Source organism: Thermophilibacter provencensis (assembly GCF_030372065.1).
Taxonomy (GTDB): Bacteria; Actinomycetota; Coriobacteriia; order Coriobacteriales; family Atopobiaceae; genus Thermophilibacter; species Thermophilibacter provencensis_A.
On the sequence record NZ_JAUDEA010000001.1, the window covers coordinates 1 to 24,014 of the forward strand.

Here is a 24,014-nt window from a genome sequence, read left to right on the forward strand (position 1 = left end):
GCTGCTGCGCGCTGGGCGCGCTCACTCTCGTGCCGCTCCTGAGCCTCTTTCGCCGCGGCGCCTGGGAGGCGCCGTGCCTCGTGATGCTCATCGTCGCGCTGGGCGTGGGCTCGGCCGTCCCCGCGGAGCTGCGCGCCCGGCGCGCGGCTCGTCCCCTGCGGGCGGGCGCATCGGCGCTTCTCGCGCTTGCCCTTGTTACGTCTGGGCTCATGGTGACGTCCTCCGTCTTTGAGGCGCGGCGCGGCTTCACGCTCCTCGAGTCAACGGCCGAGCTCACTCACGCCGCAGACGCCCCCGGGGAGACGGAGAACGCCGGCGAGGAGGCCGCGCCGCTCGAGGCTCTTGTCGCCATTGTGACCGACGGCGCAAACCAGCTCGCCGGGGCGCAGACGGATGCCGAGAGCGAGGCCTGGGACCTCGTGATCGTGCTCGGGGGCACCGCGGTCTCGGCCGTGGCCGCGCTGCTCGCGGGCTCAAGGGAGCTGCGCTGCTGCACGGCGCTCATCCCCCTTGGCATTGCCGTGGCGGACCAGCTGGTCATGGGTGCCGTGCGACCGGTTTGGACGGCGGCGGTCGTGGCGCTGGGCCTGCTGCTCGCGCGCGGGGCGGGACGCCCCTCGCGCGGCGCCCTGCGGCTGGGGGTCGTGGTGCTTCTTGCCTGCGGGCTTGCCGCATCCGGCTCGGCGATTGCCTGGGGCGCCGGAGCAACCGAGAGCCGCCTGGGCCAAGGCGACGAGGGCGGCAGTGTGCCGGCCGCCGAGCAGTCTGACGTACCGCGCATCGAGACGCTCGTGGACCTCTCGGCAAACCTCACGAGAAACTCCTCCACCGTGGCGCTCACCTACACCACGTCAGTGGGCAGACCTCTCTACCTGCGCCTTGGCGTGCTCGACCGCTTTGATGGCAGCGAGTGGCGCTTCTCGGACAAGGGGTCGGCGCTCTACGAGGAGGTCAACTGGAGCCTTTACGACGGCATCATTGGCTACGCGCGCGGCGAGGGAACCACGTTCGTAACGACCATCTGGACCGACGGGGATGCGGTCCCCGCGCCGCCGGGAACGCGCGCGGTGCGCAGCCTCGACGAGCGGACCTACGTGATGAACGGCACCTACGTGGAGCCCCTGCGGGATGCCACGGAGGCGGACGTGTTCGTGCAGAGCCTCGAGCAAATCAGGGGGTCCGGCGCCCCGGTGGACCTCACCGGCGGCGACCACGCGGCAGAGCTTGAGGTGTTTGGCTCGGTGCCCGAGAGCGTGAGCGCCGTCGTGGAGGCGGCGCGCGCGGACGGCATAGAGGGAAGCGACTACGTCGGGCGCGCCGAGGCGGTGCGCTGGCTCATGGCGTACTTCTCGTCCGAGGACTTCACCTACTCCGCAGCGGCGCCGGGCGGCGACGGGAAGGACAACCTCAGCGCCATCGGCGACTTCCTCACGCAGAAGCGCGGGTACTGCACGCACTACGCCACGGCGTTCACGGTGCTCGCTCGGCTGCTCGGCGTTCCCGCGCGCGTGGTGATGGGCTATATGCCCTCGGACGCAACGGACGAGAGCGGCAACTACGAGGTCACGATGCGCCAGCTCCACTCGTGGAGCGAGGTGTGGATCGACGGCATCGGCTGGGTGGGCGTTGACGTGACGCCAGCCGCCACGAGCGAGGGCGTGGCGGTGGACGACCTTCCCACCGAGCCGCAGGTACAGCCGGATGAGAGCCCCGTGGACGAGACCCCGCAGGTGCCTGAGGCCGATGCCCCCGAGCCGCCCGACGAGCAGGATGGCCAGGAGCCCTCCGCCGGCGAGAACGAGGCCTGCCAGGACGTGTCCGAGCTGCCGGGCTGGGTGGCGCCGCTGGGTGGCGCCGTGCTTGCGGCCGGCGTGGGGGCGCTCGCGGTCCTTCTCGCCCGCCGTGCGCGACTCGCCCGGCTGCGACGCGGGGACTGGGACTACGCCTGGCGCCGCGTCTGCCGCACCGCTCGCAGGGCACGCCTCTCCTGGGGACCGGAGGCCACCGAGAAGGACGTTGCGGAAGTTATCTGCAACACGCTCTCGGACGAGGGGCTTGCGCGGGCCGTGCGCCACGTGGCGAGAAACGCCTGCCTCACGCGCTACGGAAGCGGCGCGCCCGCAACGGGCGCCGAGAAGCTCCCCGACCTTCTCGCCCGCCTCAAGGGCGCGCTGCGACAGAAATGACGGGGCGGAGGAATTCTGCCCTCCGCCCCGTCGCGACAACCCGGAACCGCTCCGCTCGGCGCGCCCGGAGTGACTACTCCTCGGCAAAGCCGTACCAGGCGATGCCCTCCGGCTTCCAGCCAAGGGCGGTGAGCTTCTCCTCCTCGCTCTTGTCGGCGGTATAGAGGTGCGTAGCCCTCTGCTCGAACGGGTTGAAGAGGCGATAGAGCGGGATGGCGTCCGTTGCGTTCTTGCTGGCAGACAGCCAGGCAACGCCCTCTTTCTGCCAGCCCAGCGCCTCGAGCTTGTCGTACTCGTCGGTGTCCATGGTGTAGTGGTGATCGTCGCTGAACGGGTTGAACAGACGATAGACGGGCTCGCCCGTGGTGGGGGCAACCCACGCCACGCCCTCGCCCGTCCAGCCGATGCCCACGAGCCCGTCATACTCGCCCTTGTCGGCGGTGAAGAGGTGCTCGCCGGTGTACTGGTTGTAGAGGCGATAGAGCGTCTCGTTCTCGGTGTTTACGTTGACCGCAAAGGTCGAGAGGTCAGAGATCTTGACGGTGGCGTAGCCGTTCGTGATGGGCGCGCTCATTGGCGCGAGCGTGCCGTTGTCATTGAAGTGGGTGACCGTGGCGTCACGCCCCTCGTACGTAAGGCCAACCGGGAAGGAAATCTCGAGGGAACCAAAGCCGTCGTGGACTATCTGGCCGTTCACGTAGAGCTCGATCGTATAGGCGGCAAACTGGGTCCCGTAGTTTGCCACGGAGCCCTGTTGCTTGTCGGTGAGCTCGGTCTCGTTGGCAACGATCATGACGCTCGCGCCCTCGGGGACGTTCTCGCCCTTGGCCTGTCCCTTGACGATAATGTTGGCGTCACCATAGACCTGGACGTACTCCTTGCTGGAGAGGTACCACACGTAGACGTCAAACGGCTCGTCGGAGGAGCTGGTCGCCCAGGCGCGCTTGCCAAAGGCATCCTCGTCAACGAGGTCGAATCCGTCCGTGTCCCAGCTCAGGCGCTGACGGAAGTAGCCCTTGTGGCGGTCGGCGCCATAGCGCATGAGGAAGGGCCCGTTGTCCGCGCCGAGGTCGCCGTCGTAGATGAAGACGGTCTCGTTCCAGGTGCTGCCATCGAGCGTGTCGTGGAAGCGAACGGCCACCTGGTCGCGCGCAAACTGCGCGTAGAGGTTGATCGTGGTCCCGCGCTTGGTGGAGGCAACATACGCCACCGTGTCGTCGACGGGCTGCTTTCCCTCCTTGTCGAGGCTCCAGAAGACAAAGGAGACGCCCTCGCGGTCGCGCAGGTACGAGTGGAGCGAGAGGCCCGAGCACTTCTCGAGGGTCTGCGTGGTTCCGTCGTTGGTGTCATGGATGATGACGGTGCGTACGGGCTCATAGCCATACTGGGCGTAGAGGACGACGGTCTTGGCGCCCTCCTCGCTGGCCTCCCAGAGGCTGTTCTCGTTCTCGTCGTAGAGATAGTTCTTCGTGCCGGCGGCGTCCCACGTCAGGCCCTCGCAGCGATAGTCGGCGATCTTCTCGCTGAGGTCCTCGGCCGGCGACAGGGAGAAGTTGCTAGAGCCATACTCGCTTGTGAACGGTATGTTCCAGACCTCGTCGTTCACGTTGTTGTGGACCTCAACCATGACCCGGTAGGCGGCGGTCTGCGCAGTCGCGCCAGCGAGCTCGTGCGCGGCGGCTGCCGACGGGACCGCCTCCTCGGCGTGGGCGAGCGTGCCGCCCCCGAGCGCCAGAGCCGCCCCCAGGGCAACCGAGAGTGCCCCGTGCAAAAGCGTCCTCCTCATACTTCCCCTTTCCTCGGAATCCACAGCGTTGATTCCTTCATAGGGCGAGAAGCTTTTCAGGTCAAGTTAAGCTCTAGGAACGGCACTCCTTGCTCGAGAAGCGTCAGGCGAGACGATCATTGGTCGAATCTCTCGCAGAAAGCGGGGGCGGAGGGTTCTTGCCCCCCGCCCCCGCCAAGGGACGTTTATGTGCCCGACAGGCTACATGAGCTCGCAGACCTGAGTGGCAAAGGCCACGGGGTCCTCGGGAAGGATGCCCTCGACGAGCAGGGCCTGGTTGTAGAGCAGGCCGGCGTAGAGCTTGACCTTCTCGGCGTCGCCCGCCTCCTGAGCGGCGCGCAGCTTCTCGAAGACCGGGTGCTTGGCGTTGACCTCGAGCACGCGGACGGCCTTGGGCGCCTGCTCGGCCTCGGGGCCGGCGGCGAGGACCTTCTCCATCTCAAGGCTGAGCGGGCCCTCCGAGGTGATCACGGCGGGCGCGCCGTCGGCGGCAAGGCGCGTGGACACCGCGACCTTCTCGACCTGGCCCGCCAGCGCGTCCTTCATGGCGTCGAAGAGGCCCTCGTTTGCCTTGGTGGCCTCCTCGGCCTCCTTCTTCTCCTCATCGCTCGCGAGGTCCAGGTCGCCGGAGGTCACGTTCTTGAGCTCGACGGTGCGGTCCTCAAGCTCGGGCTCCGCGCCGTCGGCCACGGCCTTCTCGGCGGCCTCGCGCTCGGCGTCCGTCTCGTAGACCTTGGGCAGGCCCTTGGCCGTGAAGTCGCGCATGGTCTGGAAGCAGAACTCGTCCACGTCCTGCGTGGCCAGAAGCACGTCGTAGCCCTTGGCGAGGACGGCCTCCACCACGGGCATCTTGGCCAGGCGGTCGCGGTCGTCGCCGGCGGCGTAGTAGATGGCCTTCTGACCGTCCGCCATGGCGGCCACGTACTCCTGGAGCGTGACCATCTTCTGCTCGCGTGCGCTCCAGAAGAGCAGGAGACCCGCGAGCTCGTCCTTCTTCATGCCGTAGCTCGAGTAGATGCCGTACTTGAGGCCGCGGCCAAAGTTCTCGAAGAACTTCTCGTAGGCCTCGCGGTCGTCGTTGCGCATGGCCTCGAGCTCGCTCGTGATCTTCTTCTCAATACGGCGCGCCATCGCCTGGAGCTGGCGGGTCTGCTGGAGCGTCTCGCGGGAGATGTTGAGGGAGACGTCGGAGGAGTCCACCACGCCGCGGACAAAGTTGTAGTAGTCAGGCAGGAGGTCGGCGCACTTCTCCATGATGAGGACGTTGGAGCTGTAGAGCTCGAGGCCCTTCTCGTAGTCGCGGCTGTAGAGGTCAAAGGGCGCCTGGCCGGGGATGAAGAGCAGGGCGTCGTACTCGAGCGCGCCCTCGGCGTGCAGGCTGAAGGTGCGCGCCGGGTCTGCCCAGTCGTGGAAGGTGGACTTGTAGAACTCGGCGTACTCCTCGTCGGTGACCTCGGAGGCGTGCTTCTTCCAGATGGGGGTCATCGAGTTGATGGTCTCGAGCTCGGTGTAGTCCTCCCACTCCGGCTTGTAGTCGTCGCCGGCGTCGGCGGGCTTCTCCTTCTCGCGGCTCTTGGTCACGAGCATCTTGACGGGATAGCGCACGTAGTTGCTGTACTTCTTGATGAGCTCGCGGAGCTTCCACTCGCTGAGGAACTCGTCGTAGCTGGCCTCCTCGACGTTGTCCTTGAGGGTGAGGATGACGTCGGATCCGCAGGCTGCGCGGTAGGCGGGGTCGTCGGCGGCAACGGGCTCGATCGTGTAGCCCTCAATGCCGTCGGAGGTCCAGCGGTTGCACTCGTCGGAGCCCCAGGCGCGCGTGACGACGGTGACCTCCTTGGCCACCATGAAGGCGGAGTAGAAGCCCACGCCAAAGCGGCCGATGATGTCCACCGCGTCGCCCTGGGCCTCGGCGTTTGCGGCCTTGAACTCCTCCGAGCCGGAGTGGGCGATGGTGCCGAGGTTCTTCTCGAGCTCCTCGGCCGTCATGCCGATGCCGTTGTCGGAGACCGTGATGGTGCGGGCGTCCTTGTCAAAGGCCACGTTGATGGCGAGGTTAGCCTGGTCCACCCGCACGGAGCTATCCGTGAGGCTCTTGAGGTAGAGCTTGTCGATGGCGTCCGAGGCGTTGGAGATAAGCTCGCGCAGGAAGATCTCGCGGTTGGTGTAGATGGAGTTGATCATGAGGTCGAGGAGCTTCTTGCTCTCTGTCTTGAACTTGCGCATGCGACGCTTCCCTTCCGAGCGGGTTGTTAAACGAAGGGTAGTGTACCCGTTTCAGATAATCTTAGTCACCCACGCTTAGATGTTCATGACAATGGTGACAGGGTAAATTGTCATGACACTGGCATCAGAGCTGAGTGTCACGCTCGTCCATGAGCACGGGGCCGAGAAACTCCGCGTCGTAGGGGATGGCGTCAGGCAGGTCAATCGGGGCGTCAGATGCCACGACGAGGTAGTTGTCCTCCGCCGCGTGCTCGTCGTCTGTTGCCAGGGCAATCTTCACGTTTGAGAAGGCAACGTTTGCGGTTGCCACAAACGAGCGGAGAAAGCTCACGTCCGCCCCACCGTCGCAGGAGACGACGTTTGCCAGCAAAACGCCGCCGGGCACGAGGGATCCTCTGGCCGCGCGCAGCGCCTCGAGCGTGGCAAGGGAGCGGACCGGCTCTGCACCCACAAAGGCATCGAGCACGATGGCGTCATAGGGCCCGGCGCCCCGGTCGAGAAAGGCTCGCCCGTCGTCACAGAAGACGCGCAGGTCGCCGCCAGAGGCACGGGCGAGCGAGACGGCCTCGTCCAGAAAGAACCACCGGCGGGCTGCGCGGATGACGGCCGGGTCAATCTCCACCACGTCCACGCGCGTGCTGGGACGCTCCGAGGCCACGAGCTTGGGGAAGGCGAATCCCCCGCCGCCTATGGCAAGAACGCGGCGCGCCGTGGGCATGATCTCGAAGAGCCTGCCAAAGGAGCGGTAGTACTCAAAGACCGGCTCCATGCGACGGTCGTCGAGATAGGTGGCGGACTGGTAGACGCCACCGGTGCGCAGGACGCGAACGCGTGCGCCCTTCTCGTCCCGTATCGTGTAGACGAGAGCAAGGCCGGACATGGTTCGGATGACGTGCGGACCAATGGCCGAAACGGAACAGGCAACGGAAGCGGCGGCTGCAACGCCCACGGCTGCCAGTGCCCCAGCTCGATGAAGTCCCCTGCCTCGCATGCGGCCTCCTTCCCAACCCCATGATAGTAGCTGCTAGGATTGTTCCAGAGAGGAGCGACATGAAACTGAGGCTCATAACATCGCCGGCAAAGAAGATGCGCGTCGTCGACGCGCCACCGTGGCCCGTACGAAAACCCGCCCATCTTGAGCGGACCGCGCGGCTCATGGAGGCGGTTCGCGCGCTCACACGCAACGAGACCCAGGCGCTCTGGGCCTGTAGCGACCGCCTCGCCGACCTCAACTACGAGCGCTTTCTTCACATGGACCTCAGGCGCGACACCACCGCGGCAGCTATCGCGTACGAGGGAATCCAATACACGCACATGGCACCTGAGGTGATGGACGAGCGCGCCCTCGCGTGGCTCGACGATCACCTGCGCATCCTCTCCGGCTTCTACGGAATCCTGCGACCGCTTGACGGGGTAGTCCCCTATCGCCTTGAGATGCAGGCACGCCTTGCCGTGGACGGAGCACGAAACCTCTACGAGTTCTGGGGGCCCAGCCTCTATGAATCGCTGGCAGACGAGGGATGCGATGTCATCGTGAACGTGGCTTCCGTCGAGTACGCACGAGCCGTCACGCCCTGGGTCCGCACGGATGGCCCCCAGGCTCTCACCTGCCTCTTTGGCACCATGCGCAACGGGGCGTTCCGCCAACCCGCAACGGAGGCCAAGGCCGCCCGCGGGACCTTCATTCACTGGTGCGCGGAGCGCGGCGTTGAGGACGCAGGCGTGCTGCGCGGCTTCAACGAGCGCGGGTATGCTTTTGACGACGCCCTCTCGGACAAAACGACCCTCATATTCGTGCGATAAGAGGCTCTCATTATGAAAAAGGGCCTTCGTGTAGCGCACGGTTAGCCCGAGAGGAAATCTGGCCCTTCGTGTAGCGCGATTTTGAGGGTCCCTTCGGTATCGGACACCTTGCGAACAGGTAATTCTTCAAGTGTCCTAGATACGGTATCCGGAGAATCGGGTCAATTGCCTTGGTTTTACGCTACACGAAGGGGCAGATTTCCTGCCAGACCGGTCGCGCGCTGCACGAAGGCCCGTTTTTCGATCTAACGACCACCCGGTGGCACGTCGCGTTTCAGCGAAGGCTCTGAATCACACCCCATGCCCGCTCCGGTTAAGATGAGTCATCGGGAGGAACCATGAGGGACATCGACGCGATCATCGAGCAGATCATTGCGGCGAGCCGCGCCAAGGCCGGCCACGCGTTTGCCAGCTCGCGCGTCTATTCCGACGAGCCAATCATCATGCGCGGATCTCAGCTCGCAAGCTACGTTCCTGAGCCAATTCGTCAGATGCGCGCGCTCGCGCGACGCCCCGAGGCACGCAGCTGGTCGGACGCGCGCCTCTTCGTCGAGCAGGCCCGCCTCATGGCGGGCTACACTGACGACTTCCCCTACGAGGGAACGTTCTCGAGCTACTTCCCCACCTACGCCGTCATGGGCGACCGCCAGCTGCGCGGGTACTTCACCTGGCGCACCCGTGTGAGAGATGGGCACGTCGAGAAGACCTCAGCGTCATTTGCCTACGTATACCTCTACGAGCTCATAAATGGCATAGGTGCCGAACCTGGGGAGCCGGCCTTCCGCGCCATCGAGGCCTTTTGGCAGGCATATCGCACGTTTGAGCCCACCATGGACCGCTATGTTCGCCCGTGGCTCGTCGATTACGTGGTGTACCACGGCCTCGACGCCACGCTCGCCACGCCCTACCTTAACTCGGAACACGACCGCGCCGTCTGTGCACTTGCCAAGGTCGAGAAGTCCGCGCTGCTTGCAGCCCCCACAAGGGGACGCCGAAAGGAGACGAGAGACTTCGGCGCGCTCCTCGCCTCCGGCACAGGGCTCATCGACGCGCTCGACCTGCTCTCGACCTACAGAATCCGCGAGTCGCGCCTCTACCGCGATGACCCCGACGCGCTCACCACAGTCACCTTTGCCGTGTTCGAGCAGCTCGCTCGCTACTATCACGGCAGCCGGACGCAGGGCCTCACGGAGAGCCTCTTCGGCGTGCGCCACGCCATGCCCCACCTCATGTTTGCCTCAGCCGTCTTCTACCCGGGCGCAAAACATGAAGACTGCGTTTTTGAGCTGGACGAGACCTGCCGCTTTACCTGCCAGAATGGCATCTGGTCCTGCGACGCGCTCCATGACGGTGGCGCCCGGAGCGCAAAGCTGGGCCAGATCCTTCGCGCCGTGGACCGTCAGCTGCGCCTTGCGCTCGACTACCCGCACCCGCTCAAGGAGCACGGCGACCCCAAATACCTCATCAAGATCATTGACCGCGAGGCCCAGGACTACCTCGCGTGGCGCCGGGCCCATGCGCCGCGCCGCATTGAGATCGACCTCTCCAAGCTTGCCGGCATCCGCGCGGGAGCCGCCCTAACGCGCGAGGCGCTGCTCGTGGACGAGGAGCGCGAGGAGGAAGTTGTCGCACCGGAGCCTCATCAGGGGGACGAGAAGGACACTTCCCTCAACCTTACCCCCGCCGAGCTGGCGCTTGTTCGCACCCTGCTCGAGGGCGGACAGCCGGATCCGGCTAACGTCGACCTCCTCGTCGACTCGATCAACGAGAAGCTCTTCGACCTCGTTGGCGACACGGTCGTGGAATTTGACGACTCGGGCGCACCCACGCTCATCGAGGACTACGTCGAGGACGTGCGCGAGGCGCTCGGCGCGTAAAGAACCACAACGGCGTCCCCACCATCGAACACATGTGCTAGAATCTTCTCCCTAGACACGGCGAGAGGAGCAGGGCATGGGAGACGCACCGAGAGTGCCCAAGCGCATAGCGGCGGTCATCATCAACTCCCTCAAGGGAGGCGTGGTGCCGCGCATTGGCCTCCCCTACGTCACCGTGGGCCGCGAGCGCGAGATTGGCGCGCTCCTGCACGACCTTGACCTCGTGGCGGACGGCGGAGCGAGCTTCCGCTTCCTCGTGGGACGCTACGGCGCCGGCAAGAGCTTCCTGCTCCAGACCATCCGCACGCACGCCATGGGCAAGGACTTTGTGGTGGCTGACGCGGACCTCTCCCCCGAGCGCCGCCTCCAGGGCGGGCAGGGCCAGGGACTTGCCACGTACCGCGAGCTTGTCCGTAACCTCTCCACCAAGACCCGGCCCGAGGGCGGGGCGCTTCAGCTCGTGCTCGACCGCTGGGTGGCGGCGCTGCGCGAGACGCCGGACGCGGAGGCAGCGCTCGCCGCGCAGCTCGGGCCCATCCAGGAGCTCGTCTGCAGCTTTGACTTCACGCAGGTCCTCAAGATGTACTACCGCGCGAGCCTCGAGGGAGACGACGAGCGCAAGGCCAGCGTCATCAAGTGGCTGCGCGGCGAGTTCCGCACCAAGACCGAGGCCCGCGCGGAGCTGGGCGTCAACGCCTGCATCACGGACGAGACCTGGTACGAGTACCTCAAGCTCTTTGCGCAGTTCCTCGTGGGCGCCGGCTACCAGGGCCTCATCGTCCTCATCGACGAGCTGGTGAACCTCTACAAGATTCCCAACGCCACCTCGCGCCAGTACAACTACGAGAAGATCCTCACCATGTACAACGACACGCTCCAGGGCAAGGCACACCACCTAGGAATCATCATGGGCGGCACGCCGCAGTCCATCGAGGACCGTCGCCGCGGGGTCTTCTCCTACGAGGCGCTGCGCAGCCGCCTCACGCAGGGGCGATTTGCGAGCGCGGGCCTCGCCGACCTCCTGGCCCCCGTCATTCACCTCGAGCCGCTCACGTATGAGGAGCTCCTTGTACTCATCGAGAAGCTCGCGGAGATTCACGCGGGCTACTTCGGCTACGAGCGCAGCCTCACCGAAGAGCAGCTCGTGGGCTTCCTTAAGGTGGAGTTTGGGCGCGTGGGCGCAGACACCCACCTCACGCCGCGCGAGGTCATCCGCGACTTCATCGAGCTTCTCGACATCGTGTACCAGAACCCGGGCACCAACGTTGCCGCGCTTCTCAAGACGGATGCGTTCTCCGGCGCCGTGGCCGCCCCCGTTGCCGCCGCAGGCGAGAAGGACGTCGACGCCGCCTACGCCGAGTTCACCATCTAGACGCCGCCGTCCTCGTCCCACACCTTCTCGACGACGCCGCGCTCGCCCACCGCGTATGCGGAGTAGATCGGCTTGTCCTGCGCCGTCGCGCTGACCTCAAGATAGCGGGGCTCACCCCCGTTATCAGCAAGCTCGTAGTAGACGACGCCATCCCCCATCCACGACACGCAGCAGGGCCGCCCAAAGCGCTCCTCGAAGTCACCGATGGTCTTCTCGCCCTCGTCGAGAAACGCCGCAGCCTCACCTGTGCCAGAGATGACGTCCCCAGCCTCGTAGCGCAGGGGGTCGTCGTTCACGAGACGCGTCTCCCACTCCAGGGGATAGCTCAGCCGGAGGTGCAGCCCCGGACCCTCGGGCCAGTCCGTCTCCCGTGCGTCGTAGAGCATCGCCGAGTATGCGCTCTCGGACCACACGATGATCGTGGAGACGCCCTCCTCGTCCTCGTCAAAGTCACTCTCGCTCACGAGCGTCATGAAGCACCAGTAGTTCTTGCCATCGAGGGCAAACGAGAAGTCGGTCGAGAGCTCAATGCGGTGCCCTCCGTCATCGACCTTCTCAGACTCCATGGGGCGCGTCACTGAGTGAGTGTCCAGATACTCAACGTGGCCAGAGCAGCTCTCCACGAGCTCTCTGGCCCGCCCGTCAAGATCATCGGACCCTGCGCGGACCTCGGGCGAGAAGAGCCCCACGATCGCGTCCTCGTCTCCCGCCTCGAGCGCAGCGAGAAGCGCCTCCGCCGCATCGAGGCATGCCTGCCCCCGCGGGCTCACGTACTCCTCTCCCGTCACGAGGCTTCCGACATAGCGGACGAGGGAGTCGGCGCCCTCCGCGCATCCCGCGCACGGGACAGTCGCGAGCGCGACGAGCAGGCACGCAGCCAGGCGTCTGATACGACCCCGCCCTCTTCCGAACATGATCTGCCTCCAAAGCTTCGGCAACGTGCAATTTTATTTTATCAGGTCACCGAGGGCCTCTCTCTGGTAGTATGAAACACATGTTCTATTCAAGGGAGGACCGTGGGCGTCTTTGACCGATATGCGCCGTTCGTTCAGGACTTCATCTTTGCGCACGAGTGGGAGAACCTGCGCGGGATTCAGGTTGCCGCCGGCGAGGCCATCTTTGACACGCAGGACCACGTGCTGCTGTGCGCCTCCACGGCGTCCGGCAAGACAGAGGCCGCGTTCTTCCCCATCCTCACGGAGTTCTGGGAGGACCCGCCCGCGTCGGTGGGCGCCCTGTACATCGGGCCCACCAAGGCGCTGATCAACGACCAGTTCTACCGCCTCGAGGAGCTCTGCGAGGAGGCGGGCATACCCGTCTGGCACTGGCACGGGGACGTCTCCTCCTCGCACAAGGCCAAGCTCATGAAGCGCCCGTCGGGCATCCTGCAGATCACGCCTGAGTCCCTTGAGGCCATGCTCGTGCGCCGGCACGCCGCCGTGGCCAAGCTCTTCTGCGACCTGCGCTACGTGGTCATCGACGAGGTCCACGCGCTGCTGCGCCAGGATCGCGGCGGCCAATGCCTCTGCCTCATCGAGCGACTGTCGAGAATAGCGGGCGTGGAGCCGCGGCGCATCGGGCTTTCCGCCACCATCGGCGACCCCGAGGCTGTCGGCGCGTTTCTCGCCGCGGGAACCGGACGCAACACCGTCATCCCCCGCATTGAGGAGCCCCCGCGCACCTGGCGCATCTCGATGGAGCACTTCTACAACACTGATCCCCAGGCGGATGATGGCGGCGCGCGCAGCTCCGGCAACACGGTCGAGGCAGATGTCGTGTCCGTGGAGCCTCGGGACGGGCGGGCACTATCCCCGTGCTCAGACAGCTTCGGCGCAAAGGACGCGCCCGCAGAACTGCGCGCGGGAATAGTGCCCGCCCGTCCCGAGGCGCGTACGGATACCGCACCGGTCAATGCGGACCCGGGCATGGGCTACATCTTCGAGCACACGCGGGGCCACAAGTGCCTGATCTTCTCCAACTCCCGCGAGGAGGCCGAGGAGGTCTGCACCACGCTGCGTGCGTACTGCGAGTTTAACGGGGAGCCGGACCGCTTTCTCATCCACCACGGCAACCTCTCGGCTGCCATCCGAGAGAGCGCCGAGGAGCAGATGCGAGACGACGCCTCTGAGGCGAGCATCGTCGCCACGTCAACGCTGGAGCTGGGGGTGGACATTGGCCGGCTGGAGCGGGCGTTCCAGATTGACGCGCCGTTCACCGTCTCGAGCTTCCTGCAGCGCATGGGTCGCACGGGGCGCAGGGAGCGGCCGCCCGAGATGTGGTTCGTCATGCGGGAGGACCAGCCCGAGCCCCGTACGCTCCTGCCCGAGACCATCCCCTGGAAGCTCCTCCAGGGGATAGCGCTCGTACAGCTTTACCGAGAAGAGCACTGGGTGGAGCCCCCGCGCCTCGATCGCCTCCCCTACAGCCTGCTCTGCCACCAGACGCTCGCCATCCTCACCTCCGAGGGCGAGCTCTCCCCCGCCCAGCTCGCAAGCCGCGTACTCACGCTCACGTACTTCCACCGCGTGAGCGCGGATGACTTCCGCGAGCTGCTGCGCCACCTCATCCGCAACGACTTTGTGGAGCAGACCGAGGGCGGCGGCCTCATCGTGGGGCTTGCCGGCGAGCGCGTAACGAGCTCGTACAAGTTCTTTGCCGTCTTCCAGGAGAACGTCGAGTACACGGTTCGCTCGGGCTCGGAGGAGATCGGCACGCTCTGCGCCCCGCCGCCACCCGGCGAGAAGGTGGCCATTGCGGGTCACGTGTGGATTGTCGACGAGGTGGACCACGAGCGACACCTGCTCTACGTGACCCAGGTCAAGGGCAAGGTTCCCGCCTACTTTGGCGAGGTTGCCGGAGACGTGAACACCCACGTGCTCGAGCGCATGCGCCGCGCCCTGGAGGAGCACGCCGCCTACCCCTACCTCATGCCGCACGCCCGGGCGCGCCTGCGCCAGGCCCGCCACGTGGCGGAGAGCTCGCACCTCACGGACGGCCCCCTCGTGTGTCTGGGCGAGAACGACAAGGAGCAGACCATGTGGTGCCTGCTCCCGTGGCTGGGAAGCTACGCGTTTCTGGCACTGGAGCGCCTCATCAAGATCAAGTGCGCCGACGAGCTGGGCATCAAGGCCTTCAGCTCGTCTCGGCCCTACTTCATCACGTTTGTGATGCGAGAGGACGAGCGCGCGTTCTTCTCGGTGGTGTGCGACGCGGCAGAGCGGCTGGAGGACCCCAACGAGCTCCTCTACCCCGCCGAGGTCCCCTACTTTGAGAAGTACGACGAGCTTGTGCCGGAGAGCCTCATCCGCAAGGGGTTTGCCGAGGGCGTGCTCGACGTGGCGGGCATGAAGGAGCGCGTCGCAGAGTGGGGGCGCCGACTCCTTGAGGCCGGCCGCGCGTAGGCGATCCTCACTTCTTCACGCCGTACCAGCCCACGCCCTCGTCATGCCAGCCAAGCCTCACGAGCATGTCGCGCTCCTCAGCGGAGGTGGTGTAGTTGTGGGTGCCCACCTGCGCGTAGGGGTTGAACTGCCGGTAGAGCGGCACGCCCTTGGCGTCGTCTGAGTACCAGCCCACGCCCTCCTTGGACCAGCCGAGCCTTCCAAGGTCGGAGTACTCCTTGAAGCTCGTCGTGTAGTGGTGGTCACCACCGGCAACGTACGGGTTGTAGAGGCGCCAGACCGGCGTCTGCGAGCCCTTGGGGGCGATCCAGCCCACGCCCTCGTAGGTCCAGCCAATGGCAACGAGCCCGTCACGCTCGTCCCTGCTCTCGGTGTAGAGGTGCTCGCCGGTATACGGGTTATAGAGACGGTGCATCGGCACGGTGGGGCCCTGGTCCGTTGTGTCATGCTGGCCGGAGCTCGAGGTCGTGCCCTTGATCGCGAAGGTGGTCGTGAGCGTCCCCGTGTAATTTCCCTTTCCGGTCACGGTGATCTTTGCCGTGCCGGGCTGCACGTTGTTGGAGTAGGACACGGTATAGCCGCTGGGCGGGACGGAATCGCCGCTGGCGAGACGAACGCTCACGTACGGCTCGATCGCCTTTCCGGTGTAGCGCTGCTCAGAGACGGCCGAGACGGAGCCGCCGCTCAGGCTCCGGGGCAAGATCTTGTACGTGACCGTCTTTGTGCCCATGACCTCTCCCCAGCCGCGAAGGGTGATGGTGACCGTTCCGGCATTGGTGTAGTCGGACTTGTCGAACGGGTAGTCGATGACGTAGTCCTCGCCCTCCTCGAGCACCCTGCCGTTGAGGGTCACGACCGGGTGAACCTTGATGGCGCTGCCCGTGTACGTCTGATCGGGGATTGGGGCCACCGCTGCCGCAGAGATGTCCGGGGCTATGGTGAACGTCTTGCTCCAGCTGTAACCGCCCGGCGACGTTGCCGTGATGGTCGCCGACGAGCCGGGACGGTTCTGTGCCGTCACCTTACCGTTCTTATCGACCGTCAGGACCGACGGGTTGGACGAGGTCCATATGTAGCCGGAGGCCCTGGTGGAGACGTTTGCGTACGTCCACTTTGGATTGCGCATCTTCATAGTCAAAGTGAAAGTCGCGCCTGCGAAAAGCGTATCCGAGCTCGAGCTCGAAGAAATGCTGGTATACGACGCCGGGACCAGACTGCGGTTCACCTCAACCGTAAAGAATCTGGTAATGGATCCGCCTCCCGAGGTAGTGCCACCTCCTACCGACTCAGCAAAGTTCTGACACCAGTACGTAGTGCTTCCAATCGTGACGCACCCGATGCCAACGTAGCGATACTCCTTCTTGAGCATATTCTTCCGGTGGCCCTCGCTGTTCATCCACTGATCGGTGACGGCCTGTGCCGTAGAGTTTCCCGCCGCGATGTTCTCGCCCCACCAGCCGGACACCGGTGTCTGGAGAGCCGTATCCCACTTCTCGCCGTTCGGACGAACGTGATCGAAATAAAGCGCGGTTTCCGCGGCGCGCACGACCGCCGTGTTCTGGAGGGCAGAGCTCATCGTAAGGGGACTCGCCCCAACCTTTGCGCGCTCGGCGTTCATCAGCTTGAGCTGCTCCTCGGCCCGAGCGTAGTCGACCGTCCCCTCAAAAGACACGGTGTCAGTTGAGCTGGCCGCTCGAGCGATCGTGGGCGCAAACGTAAGGACGAGCACCATTCCCAGTGCAAGGGCAAGGCAACGCAGCAGCTTTCTCATGGCTTCTCCCGGTCGCGGCCTGAGGTTAGCGCGATTATATCGGCGAAGCGCAGGTATCTGAAAGGGGAGGGTGCATTTCTCTTTGTCTGGGCAGCAGAGAGCGCTCGACGTACTTGGAGCACCTTAGCAAAGGATTAGCAATCGCTTCATGCGACGTTATGGCGGACGCCCCTAGGCTTGGCTGAGCCACGTCGAAGGGGGAATCATGAACATGACTCGCATCGCGCCGCGCAGGTACCTCAATCGCAGGAGGGCCCGTCGCATTCCGCTTGTGCTCGGGGCCGCCGAGGCGCTGGTGGTCGCACTCGCCGTCGCGCTCTGGTTTGTGGTGGCCTCGACCGCACGTGGCACCGGGCAGGCGGGCGGCTCGGCGCCGGCCCACTCCACGTCGCGCGCGGAGTGGCGCGCAGGGGAGGTCCCCTACCTCTACCAGACCGACCCGCAGTGGGCGGGCCACCCCTACGCCGGGGGCACCGTCGAGAAGAACGGCTGCGGTCCCACGTGCCTCTCGATGGTCTACGTGGCGCTCACCGGGCGCGACGACCTCGACCCCTCCGCCATGGCCGACTTTTCCGAGCGCGGCGGCTACACGACCGACGGGATGACGGCATGGGCCCTCATGACCGACGGCGCGGCCGAGCTTGGGCTCGTCTCAGAGGAGCTGCCCGCCAGCACGGGCGCCGTGCGCGAGGCGCTCCTCGCGGGGAGGCCCGTCATCTGCAGCGTGGGGCCAGGAGACTTCACCACCACGGGCCACTTCATCGTGCTCTCGCGCCTGACCGAGAGCGGCGAGGTCATCGTGCACGACCCCAACAGCGCCGAGCGCAGCGCGCGTCCCTGGGACCTCGAGCGCGTGCTCGACCAGTGCCTGAACCTGTGGGCCTTCTCAGTGTGAGAGCGGCAGCTCGACGGTGAAGGTGGTCCGGCCGTTCTCGCTCGCGGCGGAGATGGAGCCGCCGTGCAGCTCCACGATCTCGCGGGCGATGGCAAGGCCGAGGCCGGCGCCGCCGGTGGCGCTCCCGCGGGACTCGTCCAGCCGGAAGAACCGGTCGAAGATCGCGCGGAGCTTGTGCGAGGGGATGGTCGCGCCCGTGTCGGACACGGTGACGACGACGCTCCCCTCCCCGGCCACGGCCCCGACCTCCACGGGCGTCCCCTCGTCGCTGTAGGCGATCGCGTTGCGCAGCAGGTTGCCGAAGACGCGCGCGAGGCGGGCGGCATCGGCAGTGACCATGAGCGGCTCGCCGGGCTCCTCGACGGTCCGCACGCTCCCCTCCACCGTCACGCGCGCCACGTTGCCGTGGGCGGCAAGCGCCGGGTAGAACTCGTCGGCGAGCTGGACGAGAAGACCCGCGAGGTCCACCGGGGCAAGCTCGAGCTCTATGTGCGTGAGGCTGTAGCGCGTGATGTCGAAGAACTCGTTGACCAGACGCTCGAGCCGGCACGCCTTGTCGAGCGCGACGCCCGTGTAGCGGGCGCGCTGCGCATCGGGCATGTCGGGCACCTCGTCGAGCAGCGAGAGGTATCCGATCACCGAGGTGAGCGGCGTCTTGAGGTCGTGCGCGAGGTAGGTCACGAGGTCGCTTCTGCGGGCGGACTCGTCTGCGAGCTGGCGCTCCTTCTCGGCCGCCGCGCGCTTGGCATCCGACGCCACGAGCGCGAGCTCCTCCCAGCCGGCCGGAAACGCCTCGTGGACCTCCAGGTCATGGTCAAGAAAGACGCGCAACAGCTCGGCGGCGCGGGCGCGCTCCTCGCGACGGGCGCGGCGGGCCGACAGGACGGCAGCGGCCGCACACCCCACGGCGAGAAGAACGATGCCGCAGATGCCCAGCTGCAGGAAGAAGTACTTGATGCCGGAGACGTCCAGCACCATCTCCGGCCAGATGCCAAATTCGTTCAGGTTGTTGGTGTTCAGAATCTGCGGGGCCAGCCAGTCCATGAACGAGCCGTTCCAAGCCTTGTCCACAAAGCCGAAGACCGTGTAGAACGCCGCGGACGCAACCAGGATGGCGCCCGCCACCATCGCGACGGTCAGGACGATTGACCGGGCCCCGCCGCTCTTCTCGCTAGCGCTCAATCTTGTACCCCAATCCCCAGACGGTCTTGATGTAGCGAGGGTCCTCGAAGGAGTCCCCCATCTTCTCGCGCAGGTGCCGCACGTGCACCGTGATGGAACCCGAGCCCCGCTCGTAGTACTCGTCGCCAAAGATGCGCTGGTAGAGGTCGCGCGCGGAGACGACCGCTCCGTCTGCCTCGAGCAGGATCCGCAGGAGGGAGAACTCCGTCGGCGTGAGCGCGAGCGGGCGCTCGTTCAGGGTCGCCTCATGGGCCGGAACGTCGAGCACAAGGCCGCGGCAGGCGATGACGCCGTCCTTCTCGCCATGCGCCCCGCCCGCCGCGTTGTACGTGGTATAGCGCCTGAGCTGCGCCTTCACGCGCGCCACGAGCTCGAGGGGCAGGAAGGGCTTGGTCACGTAGTCGTCCGCGCCCAGGGTGAGGCCGGCTATCTTGTCCGCCTGCTCGCCGCGGGCCGTGAGCATGATCACCGGGTAGCTGTGGCGCGCGCGAATGGCACGACAGACCTCAAGGCCGCTCGCGCCGGGCAGCATGACGTCGAGAACGGCAAGGTCCACCTGCGGCGCATCGTCATCCGTCACGCGAGCGACCGCCGCCGCGCCGTCCGCGAGCGTCTCGACCTCGAAGCCCTCCGCCTCGAGGTAGACGCGCACGAGCTCGCAGATCTCCGGCTCGTCGTCCACCACCAACACGCGTGCGCCCATGCGCCCCTCCCCTCGTATCGGCCACAAGGATACGCGAGAAGGACGCGGCAGTTCCTAACGTTTGCTTAAGGGCGCGAGACGGGCAATCAGACGTAGCGCGCGTAATCCTGCAGCGAGTGGAATATGTGGGCGATCACGATCCTGTTATCGCGGTATGCGTACAGGACGACGTAGCGCATGACGGGCATCACGCGATAGCCGCGGGCGGCAACCTCCGGCATCTGGCTGAGCGGATGCATCTCCGGATGCTCGCAGGCGAGAAGGACCTTGGACTCGAACTCCTCGACAAAGCGCAGGGCGGCCTTCTTGCTGTCGAGCTCGATTGGCAGGTAGCGCACGATCTCCTCGAAGTCCACCTGGGCACGAGGAAGAAGGACGTAGTCACAGGCCATACCTCTCCCTCACGCTCGAGACGAACGCAGGGCCGTCGGCGAAATCGCCCTCTTCGTACGACCTGTCCGCGTCTGCGAGCACGCGCAGGAGGCGTGCCTTGGCAACCTCCTCCCGCATGAGGTCATAGTCCTCGGCGCGCATGACCACGAACTCGCTGTAGCCGTTCTTCGTGACGGTGATTGGCTCGGAAGACTCCCTCACGAGCTTGGCAAACGCCGCCGTGTCCTTCATGTCGCGAACGGGAACGCAGATTGCCATATCAGACGCCTCTTCTCATGCGCGTATGACCGTGGCCTAATAATACCACGTCAGCATAGACAAACCAGACGGAGCCAGGAGCAAATCCTTCTCAACGAAGTAAACGATGTGGACTACAGTGCAGCGGCAATCTTGGAGAAGGGCTTTATCTTCCTGAGCTCGGGCTCGAGCTTGCGTCGGGCCACCTCGATGTCGTACGCCGCCTGCGCACGCAGCCAATACCCGTCAGACAGGCCAAAGAAGCGACAGAGCCTCAGGTCAGTATCGGCAGTTACGGAACGGCGCCCCAACACGATCTGTCCGATGCGCTGTGCGGGTATACCCGTCTCCTTGGCAAGACGGTACTGCGAGATGCCCATGGGCACGAGGAACTCGTCGCGCAGCAGCTCGCCCGGAGTAATTGGAGAAGCCATCTCTCCCTCGTGAACAGGCTCAGTGATAGTCGACGATTTCGACATCCTCGGCACCTCCCTCGACCCACCGAAAACAGACTCGGAACTGGTCGTTGATGCGGATGCTGAATTGCCCAGCTCTATCTCCGCTCAGTGCCTCGAGACGATTTCCCGGCGGTATTCTGAGGTCAGACAGCTCGTTTGCGATTTGCAGCTGACGAATCTTTCTCAGTGCAACACGCTCGAACGCCACAAACCGTGCAACGCGAAATCCCGACGAGAGCCGCTCGGTATCCTTGTCTGCAAATGACCTAATCATAGTATCGCCTCGCGTTACTATTGTCAATGTCAATTTCGCCGCCACAGACCCTGTGGTAGGCTTATTATATAGGAACACGTGTTCGTTTCAAAGGAGTCACATGAGGAGAGAGACATCGAAGGACGGCTCTGCTGATTGCATCCGGCGTGAGCTCGAGGCGCTCGCCGACCCCGCGTACCGCGACTTCCAGGCCAAGCTCGTGCCGACCGTCGACCCCGCGCGCATCCTCGGCGTGCGCACGCCGGCGCTGCGCAGCTACGCCCGCAGGTTCGCACGCGAGCAGCCAGCTGAGGCGTGCGCCTTCCTCGCGGCGCTCCCGCATGAGACCTACGACGAGAACAACCTGCACGGCGAGCTCATCGGCAGAATGGCGAAGATGCCGACGGAGGCGTTCGAGCTGCTCGACGCCTTCCTCCCCTTCGTTGACAACTGGGCGACCTGCGACCTGATCCGCGTCCCCGCCTTCAGGCGCGACCTGCCGGCGGTGCTCGAGCGCATACGCGACTGGATTGCCGCCGAGCCGGAGTACACGGTGCGCTTTGGGGTGGTCCAGCTCATGACGCTCTTCCTGGACGACGCCTTCGAGCCCGAGCACCTTGCGCTTATCGCTGGCATCGATCGCCCCGAGTACTACGTCAACATGGCGCGCGCCTGGTACTTCTCGTTCGCGCTCGTCAAGCAGCCCGCGGCGACGCTTCCCCTCTTTGAGCAGCGACCAATCGCCCTCGACGCTTGGACACACAACAAGGCGCTTCAGAAGGCCCGCGAGAGCCGCCGCATCGCACCGGAGCAGAAGGCATACCTGCAATCGCTCAAGGTTTGACGCACCAAGGTCACGAGCTGAGGAATAGAATGGGCGAGAAGAACGTCGAGGGGAGATTCATGAGAGCCCGAACTACCATCGCCGCCCTGCTCGCCGCGAGTGTTGCGCTGCCCCTCACGGGGTGCTTCGGGCTGCCCGGCCTCGATGACGTCGCCGGTCAGGCGGAGGACGTCGCCTCGCAGGCGCAGGAGCTTGCCGACACGCTCTCGAACGTCGATTGGGGCAAGGTCTGCCGCCTTGTGGTGAAGGACGCCCAGACTGACGAGGTCATTCGCGAGGTGACCGACCAGACGGAGATCGAGAAAGCCTTTGAGCCGTTCTCTGGGGAGAGCGGCATCGCCACGGAGCCGGACGCCGACGCAGAGTACGTCTTCGAGCTGTGGGAGCCGGAGACGCAGAAGCTCGGGCAAAGCGCCGACGACCTCAAGGAGTACAAGGGCCTCGAGGTCACCACCTACGAGGGCTCACCCGTTGTGGGGCTCGAGGTGAGCCCCATCGGCCTCAAGCTCTACCTCACGTCGCAGGCCGCCGCCAACGCGCTGCGTGCGCTCGCGGGGTAGAGGCTACGCGCCGGCAATCTCGCGCTGAACGCGCTTGGGCAGCTTGGAAAAGACGAGGTCGTAGCTCATGTCGCAGAGGTCGAGCACGAGGTCCCCGGGAAGGCCGGCGTCAAGGTCGAGCGAGACCCACGTGCGTCCGTCGGAGTAGTAGCCGGGCAGCACGGCCTCCGGGTGCTCGGCGCTCAGCTCCAGGATGCAGTCGGGGTCGCACTTGAGCGAGAGCAGGTGGCGCCCCGCGTAGGGCGGCTTGGCGTCGGGAGAGGCGACGAACTCGCAGGCGAACTGCCTGCCGCCGACCCAGTAGACCATCCATCCCCACTTCTCGTGGAGGGCCTTGGTGGCGCCGGGGCGCGAGAGCAGGCGGGCGTCTATGCGCGAGAGGTCCATGGCGCGCCTCCTTTGGTCGGGCTCACGCTCCCGATTATATCGGGCGTGCCGCCGACCCTGACGCACCCATGGGATAATGAAGGCGGCCGGAGCGCGGGCGAAGGGCGCCCTCGTCACGCCCGCCGAGCGGGAGCACCATCACGGCCTCCCCGTCGTCGCCGGAGACCTCCCGGAAGTCGAGCCGCTCGTAGAGGCGCGCGGCGGGGTTGGAGCGCTGCACCGAGAGCGACAGCGCGGGGTGGCCGAGCTCCGAGCACCGCTCGATGAGGGCGGAGAGCAGGGCGGTCCCCACCCCGCGGCCGCGATGGCCCGGCAGGACGGCGACGGCGAGCTCCGGCACGCCTTCCCCCGCGAAGCCGTAGCCGCGCATGAGGCGCGTCCAGGCGGCCCCCACGACCTCACCGCCCTCCTCGGCGCAGACGGCGACGTCGCCGGTTCGGCCGAAGCCCTCGACGTAGGCGCGCAGCGCCGGGTCCGCGGTCACGGAGCGCGGCGGGCGCGGCTCGCCCGGCTCGGTGTGGATCGCCTGGTACAGGAACTCGTCCAGCAGCCCGTACTCGCCGGGCAGCATCTCCCTGATTTTCGACATAGCTGTCCCTCCATCCGATAGCTAAAGCATTGGGCGTCATCGGCTAGAGGTCTGTCGTCATGCGCGCCTCCTCGTGAGGGGACGATCGGGGTGATTCTACCCGCAGAGGGGCGCATGGATGCACGGAAACGTGAAGGCGCCCCGTGGGAGGCTCCCTCGGGACGCCCGGTGGCCTCGTCGGTTCCGGCGACGCCGCGCCTACCCGCGGCGGTACCTCCGCCCGATTGCCCAGAACGCGAGGAGCGAGATTGCGCCGCCCGAAACGGCAATCCAGCCGCGCGGCGAGGCGAGGCCGCCCGTCGCGGCGCCGAGGGCAATGGCTCCCACGACCCAGAGCGCCGGCAAGATGGCCGCCGTCCACATCGGGCGGGCGTAACGGCCCAGCATCCGTGCCGCCACCAGCGCCGCGATAACGCCAACCGCCGCCGCGAGCCCGATGAACCCCCGCATATCGAGCATCAGGTCGCCCAGCACGAGCACGCCGATGCCCACGGCGAGCCCCACGAACACCTGGAGCACCAACCGCATGACGTTGGCAGAGGCGCTCTCCTGCGCCGCCTCCACGGGGTCGCCGGATGCCGCGCCCAGAAGCTCAGCCGCGCTCTTGGCCTCCCGGCCCTCCCCGCCGCGCCGCGCGACAAGGGCGACCACGGCGGACGCCAGCACCAGCACCGCCAACAGCAGGCGCAGCACCGGCTCCAGGTACGCGCGCCCCACCACCGCCGTGATGGCGAGCACGGCGATGACGGCGACCTCCACCGCCCCCAGCGCCATCGCGAAGGCCCTCGTCCGCTGCTCGTCCTTCTCGACCATCTCGCGCATCTCATCCACGTCCCCTCTCACCATCTCGTCGATCGTGGTGCCAAAGAGGTTCGCGAGGAGGAGCATGCTCTAGACGTCGGGCAGGGTCCTGCCCTGCTCCCAGCGCGAGATTGCCTGCCGCGTCACGTAGAGCCTGCGCGCCATCTCCTCCTGCGTGATGCCCGCCTCCTTGCGAATGGCAGCGATGACGTCTTTGATGGCCATGGAGTTCCTCCTTGCTCGGGTCTTTCGGTAAGGCCATTGTCACCGGGCGTTCGATGCCGCACAAG

At 65.9% G+C, this 24,014-nt stretch carries 23 protein-coding genes; 8 read left to right on the forward strand and 15 right to left on the reverse strand.

Features of this window, described 5'->3' with window-relative positions; translation table 11 throughout:
* A partial coding sequence (locus QUW25_RS00005; protein ID WP_289510181.1) for a transglutaminaseTgpA domain-containing protein occupies window positions 1-2,186 on the forward strand: 2,186 nt, incomplete at its 5' end.
* A 73-nt stretch (window positions 2,187-2,259) separates the two neighbouring features.
* Here QUW25_RS00005 and QUW25_RS00010 read toward each other — a convergent pair.
* The 3 genes from QUW25_RS00010 to QUW25_RS00020 form a co-directional block, all read right to left on the reverse strand.
* Entirely contained in the window at window positions 2,260-3,972 is a 1,713-nt protein-coding gene (locus QUW25_RS00010) for a hypothetical protein (RefSeq protein WP_289510182.1), read from the reverse strand.
* A 201-nt stretch (window positions 3,973-4,173) separates the two neighbouring features.
* Window positions 4,174-6,198 carry a molecular chaperone HtpG gene (htpG, locus tag QUW25_RS00015; protein WP_289510183.1) on the reverse strand — a complete coding sequence of 675 codons (2,025 nt, stop codon included), beginning with the start codon at window positions 6,196-6,198 and terminating at the stop codon, window positions 4,174-4,176.
* Window positions 6,199-6,322: 124 nt separating this feature from the next.
* Window positions 6,323-7,189: a spermidine synthase gene (locus QUW25_RS00020; RefSeq protein WP_289510184.1), complete on the reverse strand. Its 867-nt coding sequence runs from the start codon at window positions 7,187-7,189 to the stop codon at window positions 6,323-6,325.
* Window positions 7,190-7,248: 59 nt separating this feature from the next.
* Here QUW25_RS00020 and yaaA point away from each other — a divergent pair, with 59 nt between their 5' ends.
* The 3 genes from yaaA to QUW25_RS00035 all read left to right on the forward strand — a co-directional run bounded on the left by yaaA (window position 7,249) and on the right by QUW25_RS00035 (window position 11,250).
* Window positions 7,249-8,001, forward strand: coding sequence for a peroxide stress protein YaaA (yaaA, locus tag QUW25_RS00025; RefSeq protein WP_289510185.1), 753 nt, complete (start codon window positions 7,249-7,251; stop codon window positions 7,999-8,001).
* Between the two features lie 338 nt (window positions 8,002-8,339).
* Window positions 8,340-9,878, forward strand: a complete 1,539-nt coding sequence (locus QUW25_RS00030) for a TerB N-terminal domain-containing protein (RefSeq protein ID WP_289510186.1) — start codon at window positions 8,340-8,342, stop codon at window positions 9,876-9,878.
* Between the two features lie 76 nt (window positions 9,879-9,954).
* Entirely contained in the window at window positions 9,955-11,250 is a 1,296-nt protein-coding gene (locus tag QUW25_RS00035) for an ATP-binding protein (protein ID WP_289510187.1), read from the forward strand.
* Here QUW25_RS00035 and QUW25_RS00040 read toward each other — a convergent pair.
* Entirely contained in the window at window positions 11,247-12,164 is a 918-nt protein-coding gene (locus QUW25_RS00040) for a DUF5104 domain-containing protein (protein WP_289510188.1), read from the reverse strand. The genes QUW25_RS00035 and QUW25_RS00040 overlap by 4 nt on opposite strands.
* 102 nt (window positions 12,165-12,266) lie before the next feature.
* Between QUW25_RS00040 and QUW25_RS00045 the strand changes: the two genes are divergently transcribed.
* On the forward strand, window positions 12,267-14,651 hold the full coding sequence (locus QUW25_RS00045; protein WP_289510189.1) for a DEAD/DEAH box helicase: 2,385 nt from the start codon (window positions 12,267-12,269) through the stop codon (window positions 14,649-14,651).
* Between the two features lie 7 nt (window positions 14,652-14,658).
* On the opposite strand, the gene QUW25_RS00050 is transcribed toward QUW25_RS00045, so the two are convergent.
* Complete coding sequence (locus QUW25_RS00050) at window positions 14,659-16,422, reverse strand: CAP domain-containing protein (RefSeq protein ID WP_289510190.1); 1,764 nt, start codon at window positions 16,420-16,422, stop codon at window positions 14,659-14,661.
* Between the two features lie 205 nt (window positions 16,423-16,627).
* Between QUW25_RS00050 and QUW25_RS00055 the strand changes: the two genes are divergently transcribed.
* Window positions 16,628-17,317 (forward strand): C39 family peptidase, encoded by a 690-nt coding sequence (locus QUW25_RS00055; protein ID WP_289510191.1) that lies wholly within the window; start codon window positions 16,628-16,630, stop codon window positions 17,315-17,317.
* On the opposite strand, the gene QUW25_RS00060 is transcribed toward QUW25_RS00055, so the two are convergent.
* The 6 genes from QUW25_RS00060 to QUW25_RS00085 form a co-directional block, all read right to left on the reverse strand.
* The gene (locus QUW25_RS00060; RefSeq protein ID WP_289510192.1) at window positions 17,309-18,499 is read right to left on the reverse strand and encodes a sensor histidine kinase; all 1,191 of its coding nucleotides are present in this window, start codon (window positions 18,497-18,499) and stop codon (window positions 17,309-17,311) included. The genes QUW25_RS00055 and QUW25_RS00060 overlap by 9 nt on opposite strands.
* A complete protein-coding gene (locus tag QUW25_RS00065; RefSeq protein WP_289510193.1) occupies window positions 18,489-19,202 on the reverse strand; it encodes a response regulator transcription factor in 714 nt (237 codons plus the stop codon). Before QUW25_RS00065 ends, QUW25_RS00060 begins: the two co-directional genes overlap by 11 nt.
* 86 nt (window positions 19,203-19,288) lie before the next feature.
* Entirely contained in the window at window positions 19,289-19,594 is a 306-nt protein-coding gene (locus tag QUW25_RS00070) for a type II toxin-antitoxin system RelE/ParE family toxin (protein WP_289510194.1), read from the reverse strand.
* Window positions 19,584-19,853: a type II toxin-antitoxin system prevent-host-death family antitoxin gene (locus tag QUW25_RS00075; protein ID WP_289510195.1), complete on the reverse strand. Its 270-nt coding sequence runs from the start codon at window positions 19,851-19,853 to the stop codon at window positions 19,584-19,586. The genes QUW25_RS00070 and QUW25_RS00075 overlap by 11 nt, the downstream gene beginning before the upstream one ends.
* 113 nt (window positions 19,854-19,966) lie before the next feature.
* Window positions 19,967-20,266, reverse strand: coding sequence for a HigA family addiction module antitoxin (locus QUW25_RS00080; protein ID WP_289510196.1), 300 nt, complete (start codon window positions 20,264-20,266; stop codon window positions 19,967-19,969).
* Between the two features lie 19 nt (window positions 20,267-20,285).
* A complete protein-coding gene (locus QUW25_RS00085) occupies window positions 20,286-20,564 on the reverse strand; it encodes a type II toxin-antitoxin system RelE/ParE family toxin (RefSeq protein WP_289510197.1) in 279 nt (92 codons plus the stop codon).
* 100 nt (window positions 20,565-20,664) lie between these two features.
* On the opposite strand from QUW25_RS00085, the gene QUW25_RS00090 reads away from it, so the two are divergent.
* Window positions 20,665-21,387, forward strand: a complete 723-nt coding sequence (locus tag QUW25_RS00090) for a DNA alkylation repair protein (RefSeq protein WP_289510198.1) — start codon at window positions 20,665-20,667, stop codon at window positions 21,385-21,387.
* Window positions 21,388-21,416: 29 nt separating this feature from the next.
* Window positions 21,417-21,947: a hypothetical protein gene (locus QUW25_RS00095; protein WP_289510199.1), complete on the forward strand. Its 531-nt coding sequence runs from the start codon at window positions 21,417-21,419 to the stop codon at window positions 21,945-21,947.
* Between the two features lie 3 nt (window positions 21,948-21,950).
* Here the strand turns inward: QUW25_RS00095 and QUW25_RS00100 are convergent, their stop codons facing one another.
* The 4 genes from QUW25_RS00100 to QUW25_RS00115 form a co-directional block, all read right to left on the reverse strand.
* Entirely contained in the window at window positions 21,951-22,334 is a 384-nt protein-coding gene (locus tag QUW25_RS00100) for an MmcQ/YjbR family DNA-binding protein (RefSeq protein WP_289510200.1), read from the reverse strand.
* A gap of 34 nt (window positions 22,335-22,368) precedes the next feature.
* Window positions 22,369-22,923 carry a GNAT family N-acetyltransferase gene (locus tag QUW25_RS00105; RefSeq protein WP_289510201.1) on the reverse strand — a complete coding sequence of 185 codons (555 nt, stop codon included), beginning with the start codon at window positions 22,921-22,923 and terminating at the stop codon, window positions 22,369-22,371.
* A 198-nt stretch (window positions 22,924-23,121) separates the two neighbouring features.
* Window positions 23,122-23,811 (reverse strand): XRE family transcriptional regulator, encoded by a 690-nt coding sequence (locus QUW25_RS00110; protein WP_289510202.1) that lies wholly within the window; start codon window positions 23,809-23,811, stop codon window positions 23,122-23,124.
* 3 nt (window positions 23,812-23,814) lie between these two features.
* Window positions 23,815-23,949, reverse strand: a complete 135-nt coding sequence (locus QUW25_RS00115) for a helix-turn-helix transcriptional regulator (RefSeq protein ID WP_289510203.1) — start codon at window positions 23,947-23,949, stop codon at window positions 23,815-23,817.
* Between the last annotated feature and the right edge of the window lie 65 nt (window positions 23,950-24,014).